General features: G+C 66.0%; 21 protein-coding genes. 13 read left to right on the top strand and 8 right to left on the bottom strand.

Going from position 1 to position 18,469, the window contains the following annotated elements; genetic code table 11:
• Nucleotides 1-44: 44 nt before the first annotated feature.
• A complete protein-coding gene (gene coaD / locus ASG27_RS13635; protein WP_056161593.1) occupies nt 45-545 on the top strand; it encodes a pantetheine-phosphate adenylyltransferase in 501 nt (166 codons plus the stop codon).
• A 166-nt stretch (nt 546-711) separates the two neighbouring features.
• Here the strand turns inward: coaD and ASG27_RS13640 are convergent, their stop codons facing one another.
• Nucleotides 712-1,668, bottom strand: a complete 957-nt coding sequence (locus ASG27_RS13640; protein WP_056418028.1) for a LysR family transcriptional regulator — start codon at nt 1,666-1,668, stop codon at nt 712-714.
• Nucleotides 1,669-1,779: 111 nt separating this feature from the next.
• Between ASG27_RS13640 and lysA the strand changes: the two genes are divergently transcribed.
• Together lysA and ASG27_RS13650 are read left to right on the top strand one after the other, a co-directional pair.
• Nucleotides 1,780-3,027: a diaminopimelate decarboxylase gene (gene lysA, locus ASG27_RS13645; RefSeq protein WP_056418030.1), complete on the top strand. Its 1,248-nt coding sequence runs from the start codon at nt 1,780-1,782 to the stop codon at nt 3,025-3,027.
• Between the two features lie 477 nt (nt 3,028-3,504).
• A complete protein-coding gene (locus tag ASG27_RS13650) occupies nt 3,505-4,194 on the top strand; it encodes an N-acyl amino acid synthase FeeM domain-containing protein (RefSeq protein WP_056418033.1) in 690 nt (229 codons plus the stop codon).
• Between the two features lie 85 nt (nt 4,195-4,279).
• Here the strand turns inward: ASG27_RS13650 and ASG27_RS13655 are convergent, their stop codons facing one another.
• The 4 genes from ASG27_RS13655 to ASG27_RS13670 all read right to left on the bottom strand — a co-directional run bounded on the left by ASG27_RS13655 (nt 4,280) and on the right by ASG27_RS13670 (nt 6,825).
• A complete protein-coding gene (locus tag ASG27_RS13655) occupies nt 4,280-5,293 on the bottom strand; it encodes an NAD(P)H-dependent glycerol-3-phosphate dehydrogenase (RefSeq protein WP_056418035.1) in 1,014 nt (337 codons plus the stop codon).
• A gap of 214 nt (nt 5,294-5,507) precedes the next feature.
• Nucleotides 5,508-5,966: a protein-export chaperone SecB gene (secB, locus tag ASG27_RS13660; RefSeq protein WP_056418039.1), complete on the bottom strand. Its 459-nt coding sequence runs from the start codon at nt 5,964-5,966 to the stop codon at nt 5,508-5,510.
• Nucleotides 5,967-6,075: 109 nt separating this feature from the next.
• Nucleotides 6,076-6,339 (bottom strand): glutaredoxin 3, encoded by a 264-nt coding sequence (gene grxC / locus ASG27_RS13665; RefSeq protein WP_056418042.1) that lies wholly within the window; start codon nt 6,337-6,339, stop codon nt 6,076-6,078.
• A gap of 78 nt (nt 6,340-6,417) precedes the next feature.
• Nucleotides 6,418-6,825: a rhodanese-like domain-containing protein gene (locus tag ASG27_RS13670; protein WP_056418046.1), complete on the bottom strand. Its 408-nt coding sequence runs from the start codon at nt 6,823-6,825 to the stop codon at nt 6,418-6,420.
• Between the two features lie 64 nt (nt 6,826-6,889).
• Between ASG27_RS13670 and gpmA the strand changes: the two genes are divergently transcribed.
• The 4 genes from gpmA (at nt 6,890) to ASG27_RS13690 (ending at nt 10,577) form a co-directional block, all read left to right on the top strand.
• Nucleotides 6,890-7,633: a 2,3-diphosphoglycerate-dependent phosphoglycerate mutase gene (gpmA, locus tag ASG27_RS13675; protein ID WP_056418049.1), complete on the top strand. Its 744-nt coding sequence runs from the start codon at nt 6,890-6,892 to the stop codon at nt 7,631-7,633.
• A 122-nt stretch (nt 7,634-7,755) separates the two neighbouring features.
• A complete protein-coding gene (locus ASG27_RS13680; protein WP_056418052.1) occupies nt 7,756-9,192 on the top strand; it encodes a S41 family peptidase in 1,437 nt (478 codons plus the stop codon).
• 95 nt (nt 9,193-9,287) lie between these two features.
• Nucleotides 9,288-10,037 (top strand): HesA/MoeB/ThiF family protein, encoded by a 750-nt coding sequence (locus ASG27_RS13685; RefSeq protein WP_056418055.1) that lies wholly within the window; start codon nt 9,288-9,290, stop codon nt 10,035-10,037.
• 114 nt (nt 10,038-10,151) lie between these two features.
• Entirely contained in the window at nt 10,152-10,577 is a 426-nt protein-coding gene (locus ASG27_RS13690) for a response regulator (protein WP_056418372.1), read from the top strand.
• 117 nt (nt 10,578-10,694) lie between these two features.
• Here ASG27_RS13690 and ASG27_RS13695 read toward each other — a convergent pair whose 3' ends face one another.
• The gene (locus tag ASG27_RS13695; protein ID WP_056418058.1) at nt 10,695-11,327 is read right to left on the bottom strand and encodes a response regulator; all 633 of its coding nucleotides are present in this window, start codon (nt 11,325-11,327) and stop codon (nt 10,695-10,697) included.
• 125 nt (nt 11,328-11,452) lie between these two features.
• Here ASG27_RS13695 and ASG27_RS13700 point away from each other — a divergent pair, with 125 nt between their 5' ends.
• The 6 genes from ASG27_RS13700 to ASG27_RS13720 all read left to right on the top strand — a co-directional run bounded on the left by ASG27_RS13700 (nt 11,453) and on the right by ASG27_RS13720 (nt 16,535).
• A complete protein-coding gene (locus ASG27_RS13700; protein WP_235504047.1) occupies nt 11,453-12,922 on the top strand; it encodes a sensor histidine kinase in 1,470 nt (489 codons plus the stop codon).
• A gap of 335 nt (nt 12,923-13,257) precedes the next feature.
• Entirely contained in the window at nt 13,258-13,422 is a 165-nt protein-coding gene (locus ASG27_RS26000; RefSeq protein ID WP_082485988.1) for a DUF1328 domain-containing protein, read from the top strand.
• A 56-nt stretch (nt 13,423-13,478) separates the two neighbouring features.
• Nucleotides 13,479-13,871, top strand: a complete 393-nt coding sequence (locus ASG27_RS13705) for a hypothetical protein (RefSeq protein ID WP_056418061.1) — start codon at nt 13,479-13,481, stop codon at nt 13,869-13,871.
• 217 nt (nt 13,872-14,088) lie between these two features.
• A complete protein-coding gene (locus tag ASG27_RS13710; RefSeq protein ID WP_056161625.1) occupies nt 14,089-14,406 on the top strand; it encodes a BON domain-containing protein in 318 nt (105 codons plus the stop codon).
• Between the two features lie 173 nt (nt 14,407-14,579).
• On the top strand, nt 14,580-15,713 hold the full coding sequence (locus tag ASG27_RS13715; RefSeq protein ID WP_056418062.1) for a zinc-binding metallopeptidase family protein: 1,134 nt from the start codon (nt 14,580-14,582) through the stop codon (nt 15,711-15,713).
• Between the two features lie 75 nt (nt 15,714-15,788).
• The gene (locus ASG27_RS13720) at nt 15,789-16,535 is read left to right on the top strand and encodes an alpha/beta fold hydrolase (RefSeq protein WP_056418064.1); all 747 of its coding nucleotides are present in this window, start codon (nt 15,789-15,791) and stop codon (nt 16,533-16,535) included.
• Between the two features lie 65 nt (nt 16,536-16,600).
• Here ASG27_RS13720 and panC read toward each other — a convergent pair whose 3' ends face one another.
• Both panC and panB read right to left on the bottom strand, forming a co-directional pair.
• Nucleotides 16,601-17,455: a pantoate--beta-alanine ligase gene (gene panC, locus ASG27_RS13725; protein ID WP_056418065.1), complete on the bottom strand. Its 855-nt coding sequence runs from the start codon at nt 17,453-17,455 to the stop codon at nt 16,601-16,603.
• 115 nt (nt 17,456-17,570) lie between these two features.
• Nucleotides 17,571-18,452 (bottom strand): 3-methyl-2-oxobutanoate hydroxymethyltransferase, encoded by an 882-nt coding sequence (gene panB / locus ASG27_RS13730; RefSeq protein ID WP_056418070.1) that lies wholly within the window; start codon nt 18,450-18,452, stop codon nt 17,571-17,573.
• Nucleotides 18,453-18,469: the final 17 nt, after the last annotated feature.

Consider the following 18,469-nt stretch of genomic DNA (forward strand, 5'->3'; position numbering starts at 1 on the left):
GAGGCCGGGGCCAACGTCATTCGCCAGACAGGAGACAACCAGCCATGGCCCAGAACGTGCTCGCCGTATACCCCGGAACCTTCGACCCCATCACGCTGGGGCATGAAGACGTGGTGCGCAGGGCCACCCAGTTGTTCGAGCGCGTGATCGTCGCCGTGGCGGCGGGGCACCACAAGAAGACCCTGTTCTCGCTGGAAGAGCGCATCGACATGGTCCAGGAAGCCGTCAAGAACTACCCGCAGGTGCAGGTGGAAGCCTTCTCGGGCCTGCTGCGCGACTTCGTGGTGGCGCGCGGCGGCAAGGCCATGGTGCGCGGCCTGCGGGCGGTGACCGACTTCGACTACGAGTTCCAGCTCGCCGGCATGAACCGCAGCCTGATGCCGCAGGTCGAGACCGTGTTCCTCACGCCCAGCGACAAGTACCAGTTCATCAGCAGCACCTTCGTGCGCGAGATCGCGGTGCTGGGTGGTGAGGTGGTCAAGTTCGTCTCGCCTTCCGTGCAGGAGCGCCTAGCGGTGAAGGTGCGCAGCCTCACGCCGCCCTGATTCAGGGGAAAAACGCCTCTACCGCTTGCCTATAGTGGATTTTGTGCTATTTAAAGAATAGCAATGGGTTTTGGCCTGGTGAGAAAGGCTGGGTGCCTGCGCGGGGCCACGCACGGCTTTGCATCGAGATTACGGGATTGCGGTTTTGCCGCGCTCGGGCCTGGCGCTAGGCAATCCGCGCCCACTGCTTCGCGAGGACTTCGGCCTGCTGCCGGAGGGCGTCGAGCATGGGCTCCAGCTCGGGTTGCGGCGGCCGGTACAGCGGGCGCAGCGCCGTCACGCTGAACGGGATCGAAAACCCGAGCTGCCGCACCACCTGCCGGTCGCTGGCTTCGGCCAGGGCCGTCAGGGGGTTCACGATGGCCACGCCCAGGCCGTGCTGCACCATGGCGCAGACGGCGGTAGCGCTGTGGGTTTCCACGCGCTGGCTGCGGGTGATGCCTGCTTCGGCAAAGCGCGCGTCGATCTGGCGGCGGTAGGGGTCGTCGGGTGAAAGGCTCACGAACGGCTGGCCGGCGAAATCCTGCAGCTGCAGGATCGCCTGGTGCGCCAGCGCATGGCCTGCGGGCAGCACGGCCACCTCATCCAGCGTGAGCAGCACTTCGGCGCTGGTGCCGGGCGGTGCGGCGGTCTGCTCGCACAGGCCCAGGTCGAAGCGCTGGGCGCTCATCCATTCCTCCAGCAGCGGTGATTCCTGCGGCGTGACCGCCAGTCGGGTATCCGGGTGGGTCTGCACCAGCTGCGCGGCCGCAGCGGGCAGCAGCGCATGGGCGAGTGCGGGCAGGCACAGCACCGACAGTTGCACTGCGCCGTCACGCCCCAGGGCGACTGCGCGGTCCACCACCCGCTCCAGCCCTTGCCAGGACCGCTGGACCTCGTCCCACAGCGCCAGCGCGCGGGCGTTGGGGCGCAGGCGGCCCTGGGCACGTTCGAACAGCGCGTAGCCCAGCAAGGACTCCAGCCGCGCCAGCTCGCGGCTCACGGTGGGCTGGGAGCTGTGCAGCAGGTCGGCCGCACCCGTGGCGCCGCCCGCCGTCATCACGGCGCGGAAGACTTCGATGTGTCTGTGGGAGATGCGGCTGGCCAGGGGCGGTGCAGGGGCGCTCTGGGTGGGGGAGGGCATGGACGAAAGCATATCTATTATGAATAGGGTGTGCACATTTCGGTATTTGCTGAAATGGGCAACGGTCGGCATCATTCCGGCTTTGACACAGCGCCTTCTGGAGACTTCTGCATGTCCAACCCTTTCTCGCCCGCCCAGCTGTGGGCCCTGGCCGACCAGTTCGGCACCCCCACCTGGGTGTATGACGCGGCCACCATCCGCCAGCGCATTGCCCAGGTGTCCAACTTCGAGACCGTGCGGTTTGCGCAGAAGGCGTGTTCCAACATCCACATCTTGAAGCTCATGCGCGAGCAGGGCGTGAAGGTGGATGCCGTCTCGCGCGGCGAGATCCTGCGGGCACTGGCCGCTGGCTATGTGGCGGGCGGCGAGTCGTCCGAGATCGTCTTCACCGCCGACCTGTTCGATGCCGCCACGCTCGACTGCGTGGTCGAGCACGGCGTGCCTGTGAATGCGGGCTCCATCGACATGCTGCACCAACTGGGCCCGCGCTCGCCAGGCCACGGCGTCTGGCTGCGCATCAACCCTGGCTTTGGCCACGGGCACAGCAACAAGACCAACACCGGCGGCGAGCACAGCAAGCACGGCATCTGGCACACCGACCTGCCCGCGGCGCTGGCTGCGATCGCCCAGCACGGCCTGAAGCTCGTGGGCCTGCACATGCACATCGGCTCCGGCGTGGACTACAGCCACCTGGCTGAAGTGTGCGGCGCCATGGTCAACCTGGTGCGCACCACGCACGCGGCGGGGCACGACCTGCACGCCATTTCGGCTGGCGGCGGGCTGTCCATTCCGTACCGCAGTGGTGACCCGGTGGTGGACACCCAGCACTACCACGGCCTGTGGGACGCGGCGCGCCAGCAGGCCGAGGCGGTGGTGGGCCACAAGCTGGGCCTGGAGATCGAGCCGGGCCGTTTTCTGGTGGCCGAATCCGGCGTGCTGATCGGCGAGGTGCGTGCCACCAAGAACGCGGGCAACAACCGCTTCGTGCTGGTCGATACGGGCTTCAACGAACTCATGCGCCCCTCGATGTACGGCAGCTTCCACGCGATGGAGCTGCTGCGCCGCGATGGCACCACCACCGGTGCATCGCAACCCACCGTGGTGGCGGGGCCGCTGTGCGAGTCGGGCGACGTGTTCACCCAGGGTGACGGCGGCGTGGTGCTGCCGCGCGACTTGCCTGCGGCGCAGGTGGGCGACCTGCTGGTGATCCACGACACGGGTGCCTATGGCGCATCGATGTCTTCCAACTACAACACGCGCCCCTTGATCGCCGAAGTGCTGGTGGACGGCGGCCAGGCCCGCTTGATTCGCCGCCGCCAGACGGTGGACGAATTGCTCGCGCTCGAACTGGGGCTTTGAGAGCAGTCGCGCGCGGCGGGCGCAGGGCCGACACCCGGTAGGCAGGGGACTACGCGCATGCGCAGTGGTGGCGCACATTCTGCTGCCGGGGTGGGCGATAAGGTGAACACATCTCAACACCTCACCCCTTCAAGGAGTTCACCATGCCCATCATTGCCTGGCTTCTCGGCGTCCCACTGTCTGTCGTACTGCTGCTCATGCTGTTCGGCGTGTTCTGACCCGTCACCCTCCAAGGTATGACGCCGCCCGGCGCTTGCAAAAGCGCGGTGCGGCGTTTTTTGTTGGCTCGCTGCATCATGCTCCGTGCGCCGCAGATGCCGCTGGCATACCGCAATGCGCCGTTCGTCGCACTATAAAACCCTGTCACGACAGGCGCCCCGCATCCCGCTAAGCTGGCAGTCTCAACACACACCAGGGACTTGGCTGTAGGCCCCGTGCATCGCTGTCGGCCGGTCCTCCAACACAGGGAAGCCGTCCATGCATGCCGAAGGACACACCATCGTCGAGCTCGCCTATCCGGGGGAGTACCTGAGCGTCCTGGGCGGCGTCGAGACCAAGACCTGCAAGATCCGCCTGTCGCGCAAAGGCCAGGGCCTGCTGGCCCGCATGTATGCCAGCCGGGGCTATCACATGCAGGCCACGCTGTCGCACGACAGCGACCTGAGCAGCATCGTGGTGCAGATCGACGGGCAGGCCCAGGGCACGTTGTCAGTCCACATGGACGACGGCCACCTGGGGGCCGAGGAGCAGTACCCCGAATACATCGAGGCCCTGCGCGCGCGCGGCGCCCGGATCTGCGAGATCGGCAAGCTGGCCATGGACCCCGGCGTGCGCTCCAAGCAGGTGCTGGGCGCGATCTTCCACATCGGTTGCATCGTGGCCTTTCGGGCACGGCGGGCGACCGACATCATCGTGGAGGTGAATCCGCGCCACGCGCCGTTCTACAAACGCATGCTGCGCTTCGACGAACTGGGGCCCGAACGCATCTGCCAGCGGGTGGGAGCCCCGGCGGTGCTGTTGCACATGAGTGCGGAGAAGGCGCGCCGGCTCATCGACCAGTTTGGCGGCCGGCCCAGTTTGTCGAAGGAAGAGCGCAGCTTCTACCCGTATTTCTTTCATCCCGACGATGAAGAGGGCTTGCTGCTGCGGTTGTCGGTGGGTGGGTAGTCCAGCGTTCAGCGGTGCGGCAGCTTGGGCGGCGGGAACTCGAACACAGCTACGGTTACGGCCACACCGGTGCCGGGGTCACCGATCAAATTTCGTCGCGGGGCCCACGTCCCATGAGCTGTGCCACTGCCTCCGCCGGCTGCAGGCGGCCATCGAGCAGCGCCACTGCCGCCTCGGAAATCGGCATATCTACACCCAATGCCTGCGCGCGCTGCACCACGGTGCGGGCGCTGTAGACGCCTTCTGCCACATGTCCCAGCGACTCCACCGCCTGCGCCAGACTGTGGCCCTGCGCCATCAACATGCCCACGCGCCGATTGCGCGACAGGTCGCCCGTGGCGGTCAGCACCAGGTCGCCCAGGCCTGACAAACCCATGAAGGTATCGGGCCGTGCGCCCAGCGCCAGGCCCAGGCGCGTCATCTCTGCCAGGCCGCGGGTGATGAGCGCCGCCCGGGCGTTGAGCCCCAGCGCCAGCCCGTCGCACAGGCCGGTGGCAATGGCCAGCACATTCTTCACCGCGCCGCCCACTTCCACGCCGACGATGTCTTCGTTGGCGTACACGCGCACGCTTTTGCTGTGAAAAGCCGCTACCAGCGCATCGCGCACAGCGGCATGGCTGCTGGCCGCGACCAGCGCCGTGGGCTGGCCCAGCGCCACTTCCTGCGCAAAACTGGGGCCACTGAACACGCCTGCTATTAAATCAGGAGCTACCAGCGCTTGTACTTCGTGCGCCAGCAGACCAAAAGCTTGCGGATCGCCGCCTGGGGCTGCCGCCTCAAAGCCCTTGCACAGCCAGGCCACGGGCGCGGTGCAACCACGCAACGACGTCAGCATGCCGCGCAGGACGGCCATGGGCGTGGCCACGATGACCAGGTCGGCGCCGGGCAGCAGGGCGGTAAAGTCGCCGTCGGCCAGGGTAAGGGATGAAGGAAAGGCAATGCCCGGCAGGTAGCGCGCGTTCTGCCCCTGGCTGCGCATCTGCAGCGCCTGCGCCGCATCGCGCGCCCACAGGGTGACGGCATGCCGTGCAGGATGCTGGGCCGCGCTCATGGCGACGGCCGAACCCCAGGCGCCTGCGCCCAATACTATGATTTTCATAGCTGTTTGCGCTTGTCAGGCAAGCGGTGGAGCCCAAAAAGATCGTGAATTTAATGGCCCATGACGCGGTGTCTCGGCCTGAGCCCAGCAGCCAGCACTGTCCGGGCGAGGTCGCCGCGAAACCGGCTTTGCCAGGCCGCTGGCTGCATCCCCTCCCGAGCACACAGCGCGACGAGAGAGGAGCAGGGCGCGAAGCAGCCCCGCGGGCGTTACATCACTGCGTGATGATCGGCGAAGGCTGGCCGGCGGCCTGGGCCTGCTGCTGCTCGTACATGGCCTGGAAGTTGATTTCGGCCAGGTGCACGGGCGGGAAGCCGGCGCGGTTGATCAGGTCGGCCACGTTACCGCGCAGGTAGGGGTACACGATCTGCGGGCAGGCGATGCCCATGATGGGGCCCATCTGGTCTTCGGGGATGTTGCGGATCTCGAAGATGCCGGCTTGCTTGGCTTCGACCAGGAACACGGTCTTGTCCTTGATCTTGGTCTGCACCGTGGCCGTCACCGCAACTTCAAAAATGCCTTCGGCCACAGGAGTGGCTTCCACGCCGAGCTGGATGTCCACGCTGGGCTGCTCTTGTTCGAGCAGGATGCCGGGGGAATTGGGCTGCTCCAGCGACAGGTCCTTGAGGTAGACGCGCTGGATCTGGAAGATGGGGTTTTCTTGGTCGGCCATGGTGGATAGTCTCTTTGCGCTAACGGATTTTCAGCAAAACAAAACCCGCCGTGGGAAAGCTCCCGCAGCGGGCACATGGGGCAGCATTATGCAGCCGCCGGGGATGGGGTCAGGCGGCAGCGCCCAGCAGGGGCATGAGCTCGCCCCGGCCGTCCAGGGCCACCAGGTCGTCGTGGCCGCCCACGTGGGTGGTGCCGATGAAGATCTGGGGCACCGTGCGGCGACCGGTGATCTCCATCATGTGGTTGCGCGCAGCGGGGTCGGTGTCGATGCGGATCTCTTCGATCTGCTCGACGCCCTTGGACTTGAGGATCTGCTTGGCCCGGATGCAGTAGGGGCAGACGGCGGTGGTGTACATCTTCACGGGTTGCATAAAGAGCCTTCCTTTTCTTTCCTGTGGGGCGACAAAACGGGTCGCAAGCCTATCGCGATGGGAATAGCTGGGGGCGACTCAGGCTTTTTCCACAGGCAGGCTGGCTTCGCGCCAGGCTTTCAGGCCGCCGGCCATGGCCTGGGCGTTGTCGTAGCCCAGCTTCTTGGCAATGGCCACTGCGCGGTTGGCACGGGCGCCGGTGGCGCAGACCAGCACCAGGGGCAGGGCTTTGTTCTTGACCACGGTGGGCAGGCGCTCTTCGAGCTGGCCCAGGGGCACGTTCTTGGCACCGTTCACGTGGCCGGCCGCGAATTCCTCGGTCTCGCACACATCGATGACGACGGCTTTTTCGCGGTTGATGAGCTGCACGGCCCCGGCCGGGGTGAGCGAGCCGCCACTGGCGCTTTTGAGCACCGGCCACAGCAACATGCCGCCCGCAGCCGCTGCAACAAAGATCAGATACCAGTTGTCGATAATGAATTTCACGAAGATTCCTTGGGTTGGCGAACGGCGTAATTTTAGAATGCTCAGTTTTGACCTTAGGGAAGCCATGTACAAACTCGTCCTGATCCGCCACGGCGAATCCACCTGGAACCTTGAAAACCGCTTCACCGGTTGGACCGATGTGGACCTGACGCCCACCGGCGTGTCGCAGGCCATGTCTGCCGGCAAGCTGCTCAAGGCCGAAGGTTACGAGTTCGACCTGGCCTTCACCAGCGTGCTCAAGCGCGCCATCCACACGCTGTGGTACACGCTCGACGAGATGAATTCGACCTGGCTGCCCGTGGTGAAGGACTGGCGCCTGAACGAGCGCCACTACGGCGCCTTGCAGGGACTGAACAAGGGCGACATGGCCAAGCAGTACGGCGACGAGCAGGTGCTGGTCTGGCGCCGCAGCTACGACACGCCCCCGCCAGCCCTGGAAGCGACCGACGCCCGCAGCGAGCGCAGCGACCGCCGCTACGCCGGCTTGGCCGAAGGCAGCGTGCCGCTGACCGAATGCCTCAAGGACACCGTGGAGCGCGTGCTGCCGTTCTGGAACGAAGCCATGGCCCCGGCGATCCGTTCGGGCAAGCGTGTGGTGGTGGCGGCCCACGGCAACTCCATCCGTGCGCTGGTGAAGTACCTCGATGGCATTTCCGAGTCGGACATTGTGGGCCTGAACATTCCCAACGGAATTCCACTGGTATACGAACTGGACGCCGACCTCAAGCCCATCCGTCACTACTATCTGGGTGACGCCGAAGCGGCGGCCAAGGCTGCGGCGGCCGTGGCATCGCAAGGCAAGGCGTAAAAGTCGCGTAAAGACGGGGAAAACCTGCCAAATACCCCGTCAGAACGAGCGCCCGAGCGGAACTGCGGCGGGTTCTACCCCTCCAAGGTGTATATTGATTTCGAAGCGGTAAAAGGTGCTCTATGGGCCAGAAACTCAAAATTGCGGGATGGGTGTCGGTAGGTGTGGTGGCGGGTGCGCTCACCACCGTGTCGCTGCAGACAGTGGCGCGCGGGGCGATGACGCCGCTGCCGCTGGAGGAAATCCAGCAGTTGTCGGCGGTTTTCGGGCTCGTGAAGACCGATTACGTCGAACCTGTGGATGACAAGAAGCTCATCACCGACGCCATCTCGGGCATGGTGTCGAGCCTGGATCCGCACTCCCAGTACTTCGACAAGAAGTCCTTCAAGGAATTCCGCGAGGGCACCTCCGGCCGCTTCGTGGGCGTGGGCATCGAGATCACCCAGGAAGACGGGCTCATCAAGGTGGTCTCCCCCATCGAAGGCTCTCCCGCTTTCCGCGCAGGCCTCAAGACCAACGACCTGATCACCAAGATCGACGAAACCGCGGTCAAGGGCCTGTCGCTCAACGACGCCGTCAAGCGCATGCGCGGCGAGCCCAACACCAAGGTCACGCTGACCATCTTCCGCAAGGACGAGAACCGCTCCTTCCCCGTGAACATCACGCGGGAAGAGATCAAGACCCAGTCCGTCAAGGGCAAGGTCGTGGAGCCCGGTTACGCCTGGATCCGCCTGTCGCAGTTCCAGGAGCGCACGGTCGATGACTTCGTGCGCAAGGTGGAAGAGGTCTACAAGCAGGAGCCCAACCTCAAGGGCCTGGTGCTCGACCTGCGCAATGACCCCGGTGGCCTGCTCGATGCGGCCGTCGCCATCTCGGCCGCATTCCTGCCCGAGAACGTCACGGTGGTCAGCACCAACGGCCAGCTGGCCGATAGCAAGGCCACGTACAAGGCCTCGCCGGACTTCTATCAGCGCCGTGGCGGCGGCGACCCGCTGCGCCGCCTGCCGGCCGCGCTCAAGTCGGTGCCGCTGGTGGTGCTGGTGAACGAAGGCTCGGCCTCGGCCAGCGAAATCGTGGCCGGTGCGTTGCAAGACCACAAGCGTGCCACCGTGATGGGCAGCCAGACCTTCGGCAAGGGCTCGGTGCAAACCGTGCGTCCGCTGGGGCCCGACACCGGCATCAAGCTGACCACAGCGCGCTACTACACCCCGAGCGGCAAGTCGATCCAGGCCAAGGGCATCGTGCCCGACGTGATGATCGACGAGTCGGAAGAGGGCAACATCTTTGCCGCCCTGCGCATGCGCGAGGCCGACCTGGACAAGCACTTGAACAGCGGCCAGGGCGAAGAGAAGAAGGACGAGGCTCGTGAAAAGGCCCGCGAGGATGCCCGCAAGCGCCTGGAAGAAGAAGCCAAGAAGCCCGCTGCGGACCGCAAGATCCCCGAGTTCGGTTCGGACAAGGACTTCCAGCTCGTGCAGGCGCTCAACCAGCTCAAGGGCCGTGCGGTGTTGGTCAGCAAGACGCAGACCGAACGCAAGGAAGAAAAGAAAGAGAATTGAGCTTTCGCTTCTGAGCCCTGAAAGCCGGATTCCTGCGGAATCCGGCTTTTTGCTTTTGCGCCATCGATTGTGTTTTCCAGCCTGAGATTGCCCCCATGACCGACGACCAGCTCCTGCGGTACTCCCGCCACATCCTGCTCGATGACATCGGTATCGAAGGGCAGGAGCGGCTGCTGGCAGCGCATGCGGTCGTCATTGGCGCGGGGGGGCTGGGCTCGCCCGCAGCCCTGTACCTGGCCTCGGCAGGCGTCGGGCACATCACGCTCGTGGACGACGATGTGGTCGACCTGACCAACCTGCAGCGGCAGATCGCGCACACCACGGAGCGGGTGGGGCAGGCCAAGGTGACGTCCGCGGCAGCGGCCATGGCGGCCATCAACCCCGAGGTGAAGGTCACTGCGCTAAAGACGCGGGTCGATGACCAGGTGCTCGACGTGCTGGTGCGCGATGCCACGGTGGTGCTCGACTGCTGCGACAACTACACCACCCGCCACGCGGTCAACCGGGCGTGCGTGCGCCATGGCAAGCCCCTGGTGGCGGGGGCGGCGATCCGCTTTGATGCGCAGATCACCGTGGTCGACCCGCGCGACGCCGCCTGCCCGTGCTACGCCTGCATCTTTGCGCCGCAGGCCCAGTTCGAGGAAGTGCGTTGCTCCACCATGGGCGTGTTTGCGCCGCTGGTGGGTATCGTGGGCGCCATGCAGGCGGCCGAGGCCCTGAAGCTGGTGGCCCGAGTGGGCACGTCTTTAGCGGGCCGGCTCTTGATGCTGGATGGTCGCACCATGGAATGGAGCACGATGCATGTGCCGCGCGCCCCTGATTGCGCAGTATGTGTTGCGCGGTAGGAATGTTCCTACAGGCCTCGCGTCCGGCCGCTGGCAGAATCCCAAGTCATGAGCATCTAAATTTGAGGCTCGACCAACGTCAACCCGGCGTTGCTCGTGAAACTGGATACTCCTGTGAAACTGCGCACCTACATTGTTGAAGACAACGCGACCATTCGTGAGAACCTGATCGGAACCCTCGAAGAGTTGGCGTCGGTAGAGGCCGTGGGGGTTGCAGAAACGGAAGATGAAGGCAAGAACTGGCTGTCCGCCAATGCCGGCATGTGGGACCTGGCCATCGTGGACCTGTTTCTGCGCCAGGGCAGCGGGCTGGGAGTGCTGGCGGCCTGCCGCACGCGCCGGCCGGGCCAGAAGATGGTAGTGCTGAGCAACTATGCCACCCCCGATGTCCGCATGCGTTGTGCGCAACTGGGTGTGGATGCCGTGTTCGACAAATCCAATGAAATCGACGCGCTGGTGGACTACTGTGTCCAGCACAGCACAGCCCCCGCCGTCTTGGAATCTGGCCAGCCCTTGGCGGCGCCTGGTCAGCCCTTGTGATCCCTCGCAGCCTCCCCGTCGCATGCGGGAGGCTCGTTTTTTACCCGTGTGTGTGGTGCGACAGCCATGGCCGGCCCTGTCCGGCCGGTCCGGACTAGAGGCCGTTGGCGCAGCATGTCAGTCGATCAGGCGATTCTTGAGCGCGTAGTACGTCAGGTCGCTGTTGGACGACAGGCTCATCTTTTCCATCAGCCGTGTGCGGTAGGTGCTCACGGTCTTCACGCTGAGCGACAGGGCCTTGGCGATATCGCCCGCCGTCTCGCCCTTGGCCAGCTTCAGGAACACCTGGAACTCACGCTCCGACAGCTGCTCGTGCGGTGGTGCGTCGTCCTTGCGGTTGAGCTGCTGCGCCAGCAGCTCGGCCACGGCGGGCGTGAGGTAGCGGCGGCCCAATGCAATGGTGCGGATCGCTTCCACGATCTCCGCAGGCTCGCATTCCTTGTTGAGGTAGCCGCTGGCGCCCTGGCGGATCAGGTTGATCGCGTAGTGCTCTTCGGGGTAGCCGCTCAGGATGAGGATCCCCATGTCGGGGGCCTTGGCGCGCAGCATGGCGAGGGCGTCCAGGCCGCTTTGGCCGGGCATGGACAGGTCCATCAGCAGGACATCGATTTCCTTGTTGCGCACGAGATCGATGGCTTCGCGGCCATTGGAGGCCTCACCTTCGACCCGCAGGTCTACATGCTCCGACAGAAACTGCCGCAGGCCGGAGCGAACAATCGCGTGGTCATCCACAATACCAATCTTGATCATCGATCTTTCTTTCACAGGGCGGGGTGCCGCACCCGATGCTTGTTGGTTGCACAGGTTCTCCAGCCTCATGCTGCGCAATGGCAACATGACGCCCGGGTCACCGGACATTATCCAGAATAACGCGTATGAGCCTCAAAGAAAACACCCGTCGATGGTTACCCAAGGTCCGGAGGATGGCGATCAGCCTGCCAATGGCCCTGCTGGCAGCCATGGTGCTGGTGGGTATCAACGAGACCGGGCACATGCGGTCGCAGGACGCCGTGGCGCAGATGGCGCATGGCCAGGATACGCGCAAGGCCGTCAATTCGCTGCTGCAGAGCATGCTGGACGCGGAGACCGGCCAGCGCGGCTACCTGCTCACCGGCAATGAAGCTTACCTGGAGCCGTACGACAAGGCTGTCGCCACGGTGCAGACCAATCTGGACGGGCTGCGCCAGCAGTTCATGGATGCCCCCGACGACATGCAGGAATTCGCGCTGCTGTCGCGGCAGATCTCGCGCAAGCTCGCCGAGATGGAGCTCAGCCTGCGGCTGCGCCGCCAGGGCAACGACGACGCCTGGAAGTTCATCCTGCACACCGACCTGGGCAAGGAGCACATGGAGGCGATCCGCAAGCACTCGCAGGAGTTGATCGCCCGCAGCGACCGCTATGTGCAGCAGGGGCAGCAGCAGGTGGAGCAGTCCCTCATGCTCTCGCGCATCGGCATTGCCACCGTGACGGCCATCGGCCTGCTGGCGTTCTACATGTACCTGCGCCAGACGCAGGCCGTGCAGCAGGTGAGCCAGCGCGAGCAGGCGCTGCTTGAGCGCGAGCGCGACCGGCTCGAAGGCCTGGTGAAGGAGCGTACGGCCACGCTGTCCGAACTGGCGAACCACCTGCAGCAGGTGCGCGAGGAAGAGCGTGCCCACCTGGCGCGCGAACTGCACGACGAACTGGGTGCGCTGCTGACGGCGGCCAAGCTCGATGTGGCACGGCTCAAGTCCAAGATCGACGCCACCGCGCCGGATGTCTCGGAACGGCTCAAGCACCTGACCGAGACGCTCAACAGTGGCATCGCGCTCAAGCGCCGCATCATCGAAGACCTGCGGCCTTCCTCGCTGTCCAACCTGGGGCTGACTGCGGCCATCGAAATCCTCACGCGCGAATATGCCGAGCGCGCCGCCATCGAGGTCGAGACCAGCCTCGAATCCGTGCAGCTGCCCGATGCCTCCCAACTCACCGTGTACCGCATGGTGCAGGAGGCCCTCACCAACATCGGCAAGTACGCCAAGGCCGACAAGGTGCTGGTGTCGGTGCACGCCTATCCCACGCATGTCTCGGTGCAGGTGCGCGACAACGGCCAGGGCTTCGACCCCAGCAGCGTGCGGCCCACCTCGCACGGGCTGTCCGGCATGCGCCACCGGGTGGAGGCTGCCGGCGGCCGCCTGTCGATCACCTCGCGGCCGGGTAACGGCACGCTGGTATCTGCGGTCCTGCCCTTGAAGCGCGAAGAGGGCGACGAGTCCTCTCAGCAAGACAACGCGACCCAGACCGCTCAAGCCACGTCAGCGACTGCGACTGTGGCTGCGGCCCCCGTTTCTTCCTCGACCTTCTGAGCCGGTGCGCCACGGGCGCGCCGATCCACGGCGGGCTTGCAGGTACACGGCACCTGCGCCGGTGCGCGCTGCGTCATCGCAGCGCCGCTCTCCCTGGGTGACCCTTGCTGCGCTCTGGGGCCAGAGCGCATGGCGCTGCGCCCGCAGTCGCGCAGTCAATTCGCCATCTACACGGCGCCGTCCTACACGGCCCGCGCGGTGCCGCCGACACGGGGGCGCGCCGGGCACCGGCATCGGCCAGCCTGGTTCATCCATACAGTTGACCCCAGGCGCTGAAGTTCTCGTGCCAACCGACCGACCAGCCGGCCAGCCCGGCCCCTCACAAGGAGAAGGAAATGTTGCACTACGCAGTTGTTTTTCTGGTGATCGCGCTGATCGCGGCACTGTTCGGCTTTGGCGGCATCGCTGCTGGCGCCGTGGGCATTGCCAAGATCCTGTTCTTCGTGTTCGTGATCATGGCCGTTGTGACCTTTGTCCTGGGGCTGCTGCGAAAGGGCTGACGCCCGCCGGCAACCCGACCGCACACCAGCATCCCCATTTACCAGGAGTTTGAACAATGAGCATCCAGACCGCCACCGATAAAGTCGCCGACAACGCCCGCCACCTGGCTGACGACGTTCTGCAAAGCGCCCAAGACGCCGTGACATCCACCCGCAAGGCCGCCGACAAGTCGCTTGAAAAAGCCGAAGAAGGGGTGCGTAGCCTGCGCGAGCAGACCGACCCCGTCATCGACGACCTGGCAGCCCGTGCCCAGGAGCTGGCCAGCCGCGGTATCGACTACTGCGCAGAAACCAGTGCCCGTGCCCGCCGCCAGATGCAGCAAGCTGCTGAGGCCACCACGCGCTACGTGGCCGAAGAGCCCGCCAAGTCGCTGGTGATTGCCGCCGCATCGGGCGCCGCTTTGGCCACCCTGCTGCTGTGGGCCTCGCGCCGCCGCCCAGCGTACTAACTCAAAATCAAATCGTGCGAGTTGCTCCACGCAGCCTGACCCGCAGGTCCTCTGGCTCACCAAGACGCTGAAGGACACGCAACCCAGGTGACAGGGCAACCCCCAGACACTTCATCGATCCCCCACAGTCCGCTGGCCGCGGAGGGTGCAACAGGCCGGCAGACTGAGATAACTCCAGCACCCGCGTTCCCAACCATTTTTCAACAAGGACAACATCATGAAATACGCACGTGCCCTCGCTTTCGCCGCAGTAGCTGGCATCACCATCGTCACGGCCACGGGCTGCTCGGTGGCTCGCGACCAGCAAACTATGGGTTCCTACGTTGATGATGCAGGCATCACCACGGCTGTGAAGGCCAAGATGGCTGAAGACAAGAGCGTGTCCGCTACCTCCATCAGCGTGGAAACGCTGAACGGTACGGTGCAGTTGTCGGGCTTTGCCAAGTCGCAAACCGAAAAGAACCAGGCTGAAGCCATTGCCCGCAACACCAAGCATGTGCGCGAAGTGCGCAACAGCATCGTTGTCCGTCCCTGAGCGGAACGCTTGACCCCAGGGTGACGGCCATTCAGGCCGTCGCCCGCCGGGACGAGAACTGAGCAGGCTCCAGGGTCCCCTGGAGCCTGCTCTTTTTCATTGACATACGTTGTTTTCCTCTTTGACACGCACACCGTGTGCCGAAGAGCGCACCAGGGTTTAAGCTCACCACCATGCGCGTATTCAATTGCGACCATTGCGGTCACCTGGTTTTCTTCGATAGCGTGCAGTGCCTGAACTGCGGGAGCACGCTGGCGTTTCTGCCCGACCAGATGACATTGGCTGCGCTGACGCCCGCTCCGCAGGACGGTGATGGGCTGTGGCGGCGCAGAAGCCAGGAGGGCAGCACGCAGCACACCGGGCGCCTGTACCGCATGTGCCGCAACCATACCGAATACCAGGCGTGCAATTTCGCCATCCCGGCCAATGACTTTGCCGACCTGTGCGCGTCGTGCCGGCAAACCCGGTTTCTGCCCGACCTGTCGGCTTACGCCAACATGCGGCGCTGGAAGCAGATCGAAGGCGCCAAGCGCCAGCTGTTCTACACGCTGGCGCGGCTGGGGCTGGAGCCCGTGCCGGGCCGGGCAGGGCCGGTGTTCGAGTTCCTGGCAGACATGCCGGGCGGGCCGCCCATCCTCACCGGGCACCTGGGCGGCATCATCACACTCAACATCGCAGAGGCCGACGATGATGAGCGGGCGCGCCGGCGCATCGCGCTGGGCGAGCCGTACCGCACGCTGATCGGGCACCTGCGCCACGAATCCGGCCACTTCTACTGGGACCAGCTGGTGCGCGACGGCGGCCTGCTGGAGTCGTTCCGTGACCTTTTCGGCGACGAGCGCCAGGATTACTCCGCCGCGCTCGATGCCCACTACGCCAAGCAGGGCGAGTTGGGCGACTGGGCCACGCGCCACGTCAGCGCCTACGCGGCCTCGCACCCGTGGGAAGACTGGGCCGAAACCTGGGCGCACTACCTGCACATGATCGACCTGCTGGAGACCGCCGCCAGTTACTCGGCCGGCGTCACCGTGCCCGACCCGCGCGGCAGTGTGCGCCACCATGTCACCGACCCGTTTGCGATGCCGCGCCCCGGGTTCCAGGACATGGTGCGCCAGTGGGTGCCGCTCACGCTCATGCTCAACAGCCTGAGCCGCAGCCTGGGCCAGCACGACGCCTATCCGTTTGCGCTGTCGGCGGGCGCCATGCGCAAGCTGCGGTTCGTGCACGACCTGGTGCGGGCGCAGACCCAGGCGGGCGGCCGGCCGGATGCAGGCGTGCCAGACCCCGGCGTGCCCACAGCCCTCTGAGATCGCCCCCGGCCGGCGGACGGCCTCCCGCGCCGCGGCCAGCAGCCCGGCGCGATCCTTGCGACACTGGCGGACATGACGACATCTTCATCCCACGCCACCGCGCTCCCCCGATTGGTCTTCATCCCGGGCCTCGCGGCCGATGCCGCCATGTGGCAGGCCCAACTGGCCGCCATGCCTGCCGACCTGCACCCGGTGGTGACCACCGCCCATGCCCAGCCTTCAGCGCTGCGCATCGAGGACATGGCTGCGCAGGTGCTGGCGTTCCATGGCGGCCCCTTGCTGCTGTGCGGCGCCTCGATGGGCGGCATGGTGGCGATGGAAGCCGCGCGCCAGGCGCCCGGGCGCGTGGCTGGCCTGGCCTTGCTGGGCACTTCGGCCCGGCCTGAAGCCCCCGAGATGCGCGCCCTGCGCGAGGCCGCGATGGAGCTGTTTGCGCAGGGCCGGGTGCGCGAGGTGATCGAGCCCAATGTCGCGTTCGCCTTCCACCCCGCCAGCGCCGCCAAGCCCCACCTGGTGCAGGCCTACCTCGATTTCGTCCTGCGCGCCGGCGCCGAGCAGCTGGTGCGACAAAACCGCGCCGTCATCCACCGGCCCGACGCCCGGCTGCACCTGCCCCGCATCGCCTGCCCCACGCTGGTGGTGTGCGGCGATGCGGACCAGCTCACGCCGCCCGAATGCTCGGCCGAGATCGCAGCGCTGATCCCGGGCGCTGACTACCAGGTGCTGGCCGAGTGTGGTCACATGCTGACCATGGAGCAGCCCGACGCCGTCAACCGCGCGCTGCTGGGGTGGCTGGCGCGGGGCGGGTGGGCTCGGTAGACATTGAATCAAAACAGCCTCTGCCGCTCATCTGGCAAGCGCTAGCTGCTATCAATAGCAGAGCATCAGAACTCCAGGTTGTCGATGAGCCGCGTGGTGCCCAGGCGCGCCGCACCCAGCGCCACCAGCGTGCCCGGCGCGTCCTCGGCCGTGGGTGCCAGCAGATCCACCCGGCGGCGCACCGTCAGGTAGTCGGGCTGCCAGCCGCGTGCGCGCAGGGCGTCCAGGGCCTGCTGCTCCCACGCTGCGGCGTGCTGCGGGTCAGGGGCCGGAGCGCCGCGCCAGCGCTGTGCCAGTTGCTGCAGCGCCTGCGACAGAGCCACGGCTTCCTGGCGCTCCTGCAGTCCCAGGTAGCCATTGCGCGAGCTCAGGGCCAGCCCGTCGGCGGCGCGGAAGGTCTCGCCCGCCACGACCTCGATGGGCAGCGCGAACTGCCGCACCATGTGGCGGATGACCATGAGCTGCTGGTAGTCCTTCTTGCCGAACACGGCCGTGCCGCCCGTGGCGCCCAGCACGCAGGCAAACAGCTTCATCACCACCGTGCTCACGCCCACGAAGAAGCCGGGTCGAAAGTGCCCCTCCAGCATGTCGGCCAGCAGTGGGTCGGGATGCACCTTGAAGGTCTGGGGCTCGGGGTACAGGTCGGCCTCGCGCGGTGCAAACAGCACATCGCAGCCGGCGGCCTGCAGTTGCGCGCAGTCGGCCTCCCAGGTGCGCGGGTAGCTGTCGAAATCCTCGTGCGGCAAGAATTGCAGGCGGTTCACGAAGATGCTGGCCACCGTCATGTCGCCCAGGGGCTTGGCCTGGTGCACCAGGGCGATGTGCCCGTCGTGCAGATTGCCCATGGTGGGCACGAAGGCGGGGCGACGGTACGGGGCCAGGGCCTGGCGCAGGTCGGCAACGGAGCGGGCGATGAGCATGGTGAAGAGGCCGTGCGGCGATGAAGAAAAAAGGCAGGGATTGGCGAACGCGCTTGCGTGCGTGGGCAACGGGGGCAATCGGCAATCGGCGCTGGGTATGGATCGACGCCTGGCGCTACCACGCGTGCAGTGCGTTGTCCGGAAACCGCCCCTGCTTGACGGCCTGCACGTACGCCTCCATGGCGCCGCGCACGCTGCCTGCGTCCTGCATGAAGTCGTGCACGAACCGGGGCATCTTTCCCAGGTTCATGCCCAGCATGTCGTGCAGCACCAGCACCTGGCCCGCGGTGCCGTTGCCCGCACCGATGCCGATGGTGTGGCAGTGCGGCAGCTCCGCCGTGATGTCGGCCGCCAGCGCGGCGGGCACCATCTCCAGCACCAGCATGGCCGCACCGGCGTCCTCCAGTTCGTGCGCTTCCTGGCGCAGCGTGCGCGCCGCACCGTCCGTCCTGCCCTGCACGCGGTAGCCGCCCAGGGCGTGCACGGTCTGCGGCGTCAGGCCCAGGTGTGCGCACACGGGGATGCCGCGCTGCACCAGAAACTCCACCGTGGGTGCGGTCCAGCCACCGCCTTCCAGCTTGACCATGTGCGCGCCGGCCTGCATCAGCGCGCAGGCGCTGCGCAGGGCTTGCTCGCGGCTTTCGGCGTAGGTGCCGTAGGGCAGGTCGGCAATCAGCCAGGCCGTGGCCTGCACGCGGTGCAGCCCCCGCGCCACGCTGGCCGTGTGGTAGGCCATGGTGTCCAGCGCCACGCCCACGGTGCTGGGCAGCCCCTGGCAGACCATGCCCAGCGAGTCGCCCACCAGGATGCACTCCACGCCCGCCGCATCGGCCACGGCGGCGAACGTGGCGTCGTAGGCCGTCAGCATCGTGATCTTCTCGCCAGCGTCCCGCATCTGCGCCAGTCGCGGCAGGCTTACGGGCCTGCGCTGAGGCAGGGGCGACGCAGGCGGCAGGGTGCCGTAGGGCGTGGCAGACGCGGTGCTGGTGGCAGTCATGGGGCTCGCAGTGGCAA

Source organism: Acidovorax sp. Leaf191, from assembly GCF_001424425.1.
Taxonomy (GTDB): Bacteria; Pseudomonadota; Gammaproteobacteria; order Burkholderiales; family Burkholderiaceae_C; genus Acidovorax.

Coding starts and splice junctions, on each gene's coding strand:
- coaD (WP_056161593.1), top strand. CDS start 45: ATGGCCCAGAACGTGCTCGCCGTATACCCCGGAACCTTCGACCCCATC.
- ASG27_RS13640 (WP_056418028.1), bottom strand. CDS start 1,668: ATGCCCTCCCCCACCCAGAGCGCCCCTGCACCGCCCCTGGCCAGCCGC.
- lysA (WP_056418030.1), top strand. CDS start 1,780: ATGTCCAACCCTTTCTCGCCCGCCCAGCTGTGGGCCCTGGCCGACCAG.
- ASG27_RS13650 (WP_056418033.1), top strand. CDS start 3,505: ATGCATGCCGAAGGACACACCATCGTCGAGCTCGCCTATCCGGGGGAG.
- ASG27_RS13655 (WP_056418035.1), bottom strand. CDS start 5,293: ATGAAAATCATAGTATTGGGCGCAGGCGCCTGGGGTTCGGCCGTCGCC.
- secB (WP_056418039.1), bottom strand. CDS start 5,966: ATGGCCGACCAAGAAAACCCCATCTTCCAGATCCAGCGCGTCTACCTC.
- grxC (WP_056418042.1), bottom strand. CDS start 6,339: ATGCAACCCGTGAAGATGTACACCACCGCCGTCTGCCCCTACTGCATC.
- gpmA (WP_056418049.1), top strand. CDS start 6,890: ATGTACAAACTCGTCCTGATCCGCCACGGCGAATCCACCTGGAACCTT.
- ASG27_RS13680 (WP_056418052.1), top strand. CDS start 7,756: ATGGGCCAGAAACTCAAAATTGCGGGATGGGTGTCGGTAGGTGTGGTG.
- ASG27_RS13685 (WP_056418055.1), top strand. CDS start 9,288: ATGACCGACGACCAGCTCCTGCGGTACTCCCGCCACATCCTGCTCGAT.
- ASG27_RS13695 (WP_056418058.1), bottom strand. CDS start 11,327: ATGATCAAGATTGGTATTGTGGATGACCACGCGATTGTTCGCTCCGGC.
- ASG27_RS13700 (WP_235504047.1), top strand. CDS start 11,453: ATGAGCCTCAAAGAAAACACCCGTCGATGGTTACCCAAGGTCCGGAGG.
- ASG27_RS26000 (WP_082485988.1), top strand. CDS start 13,258: ATGTTGCACTACGCAGTTGTTTTTCTGGTGATCGCGCTGATCGCGGCA.
- ASG27_RS13705 (WP_056418061.1), top strand. CDS start 13,479: ATGAGCATCCAGACCGCCACCGATAAAGTCGCCGACAACGCCCGCCAC.
- ASG27_RS13710 (WP_056161625.1), top strand. CDS start 14,089: ATGAAATACGCACGTGCCCTCGCTTTCGCCGCAGTAGCTGGCATCACC.
- ASG27_RS13715 (WP_056418062.1), top strand. CDS start 14,580: ATGCGCGTATTCAATTGCGACCATTGCGGTCACCTGGTTTTCTTCGAT.
- ASG27_RS13720 (WP_056418064.1), top strand. CDS start 15,789: ATGACGACATCTTCATCCCACGCCACCGCGCTCCCCCGATTGGTCTTC.
- panC (WP_056418065.1), bottom strand. CDS start 17,455: ATGCTCATCGCCCGCTCCGTTGCCGACCTGCGCCAGGCCCTGGCCCCG.
- panB (WP_056418070.1), bottom strand. CDS start 18,452: ATGACTGCCACCAGCACCGCGTCTGCCACGCCCTACGGCACCCTGCCG.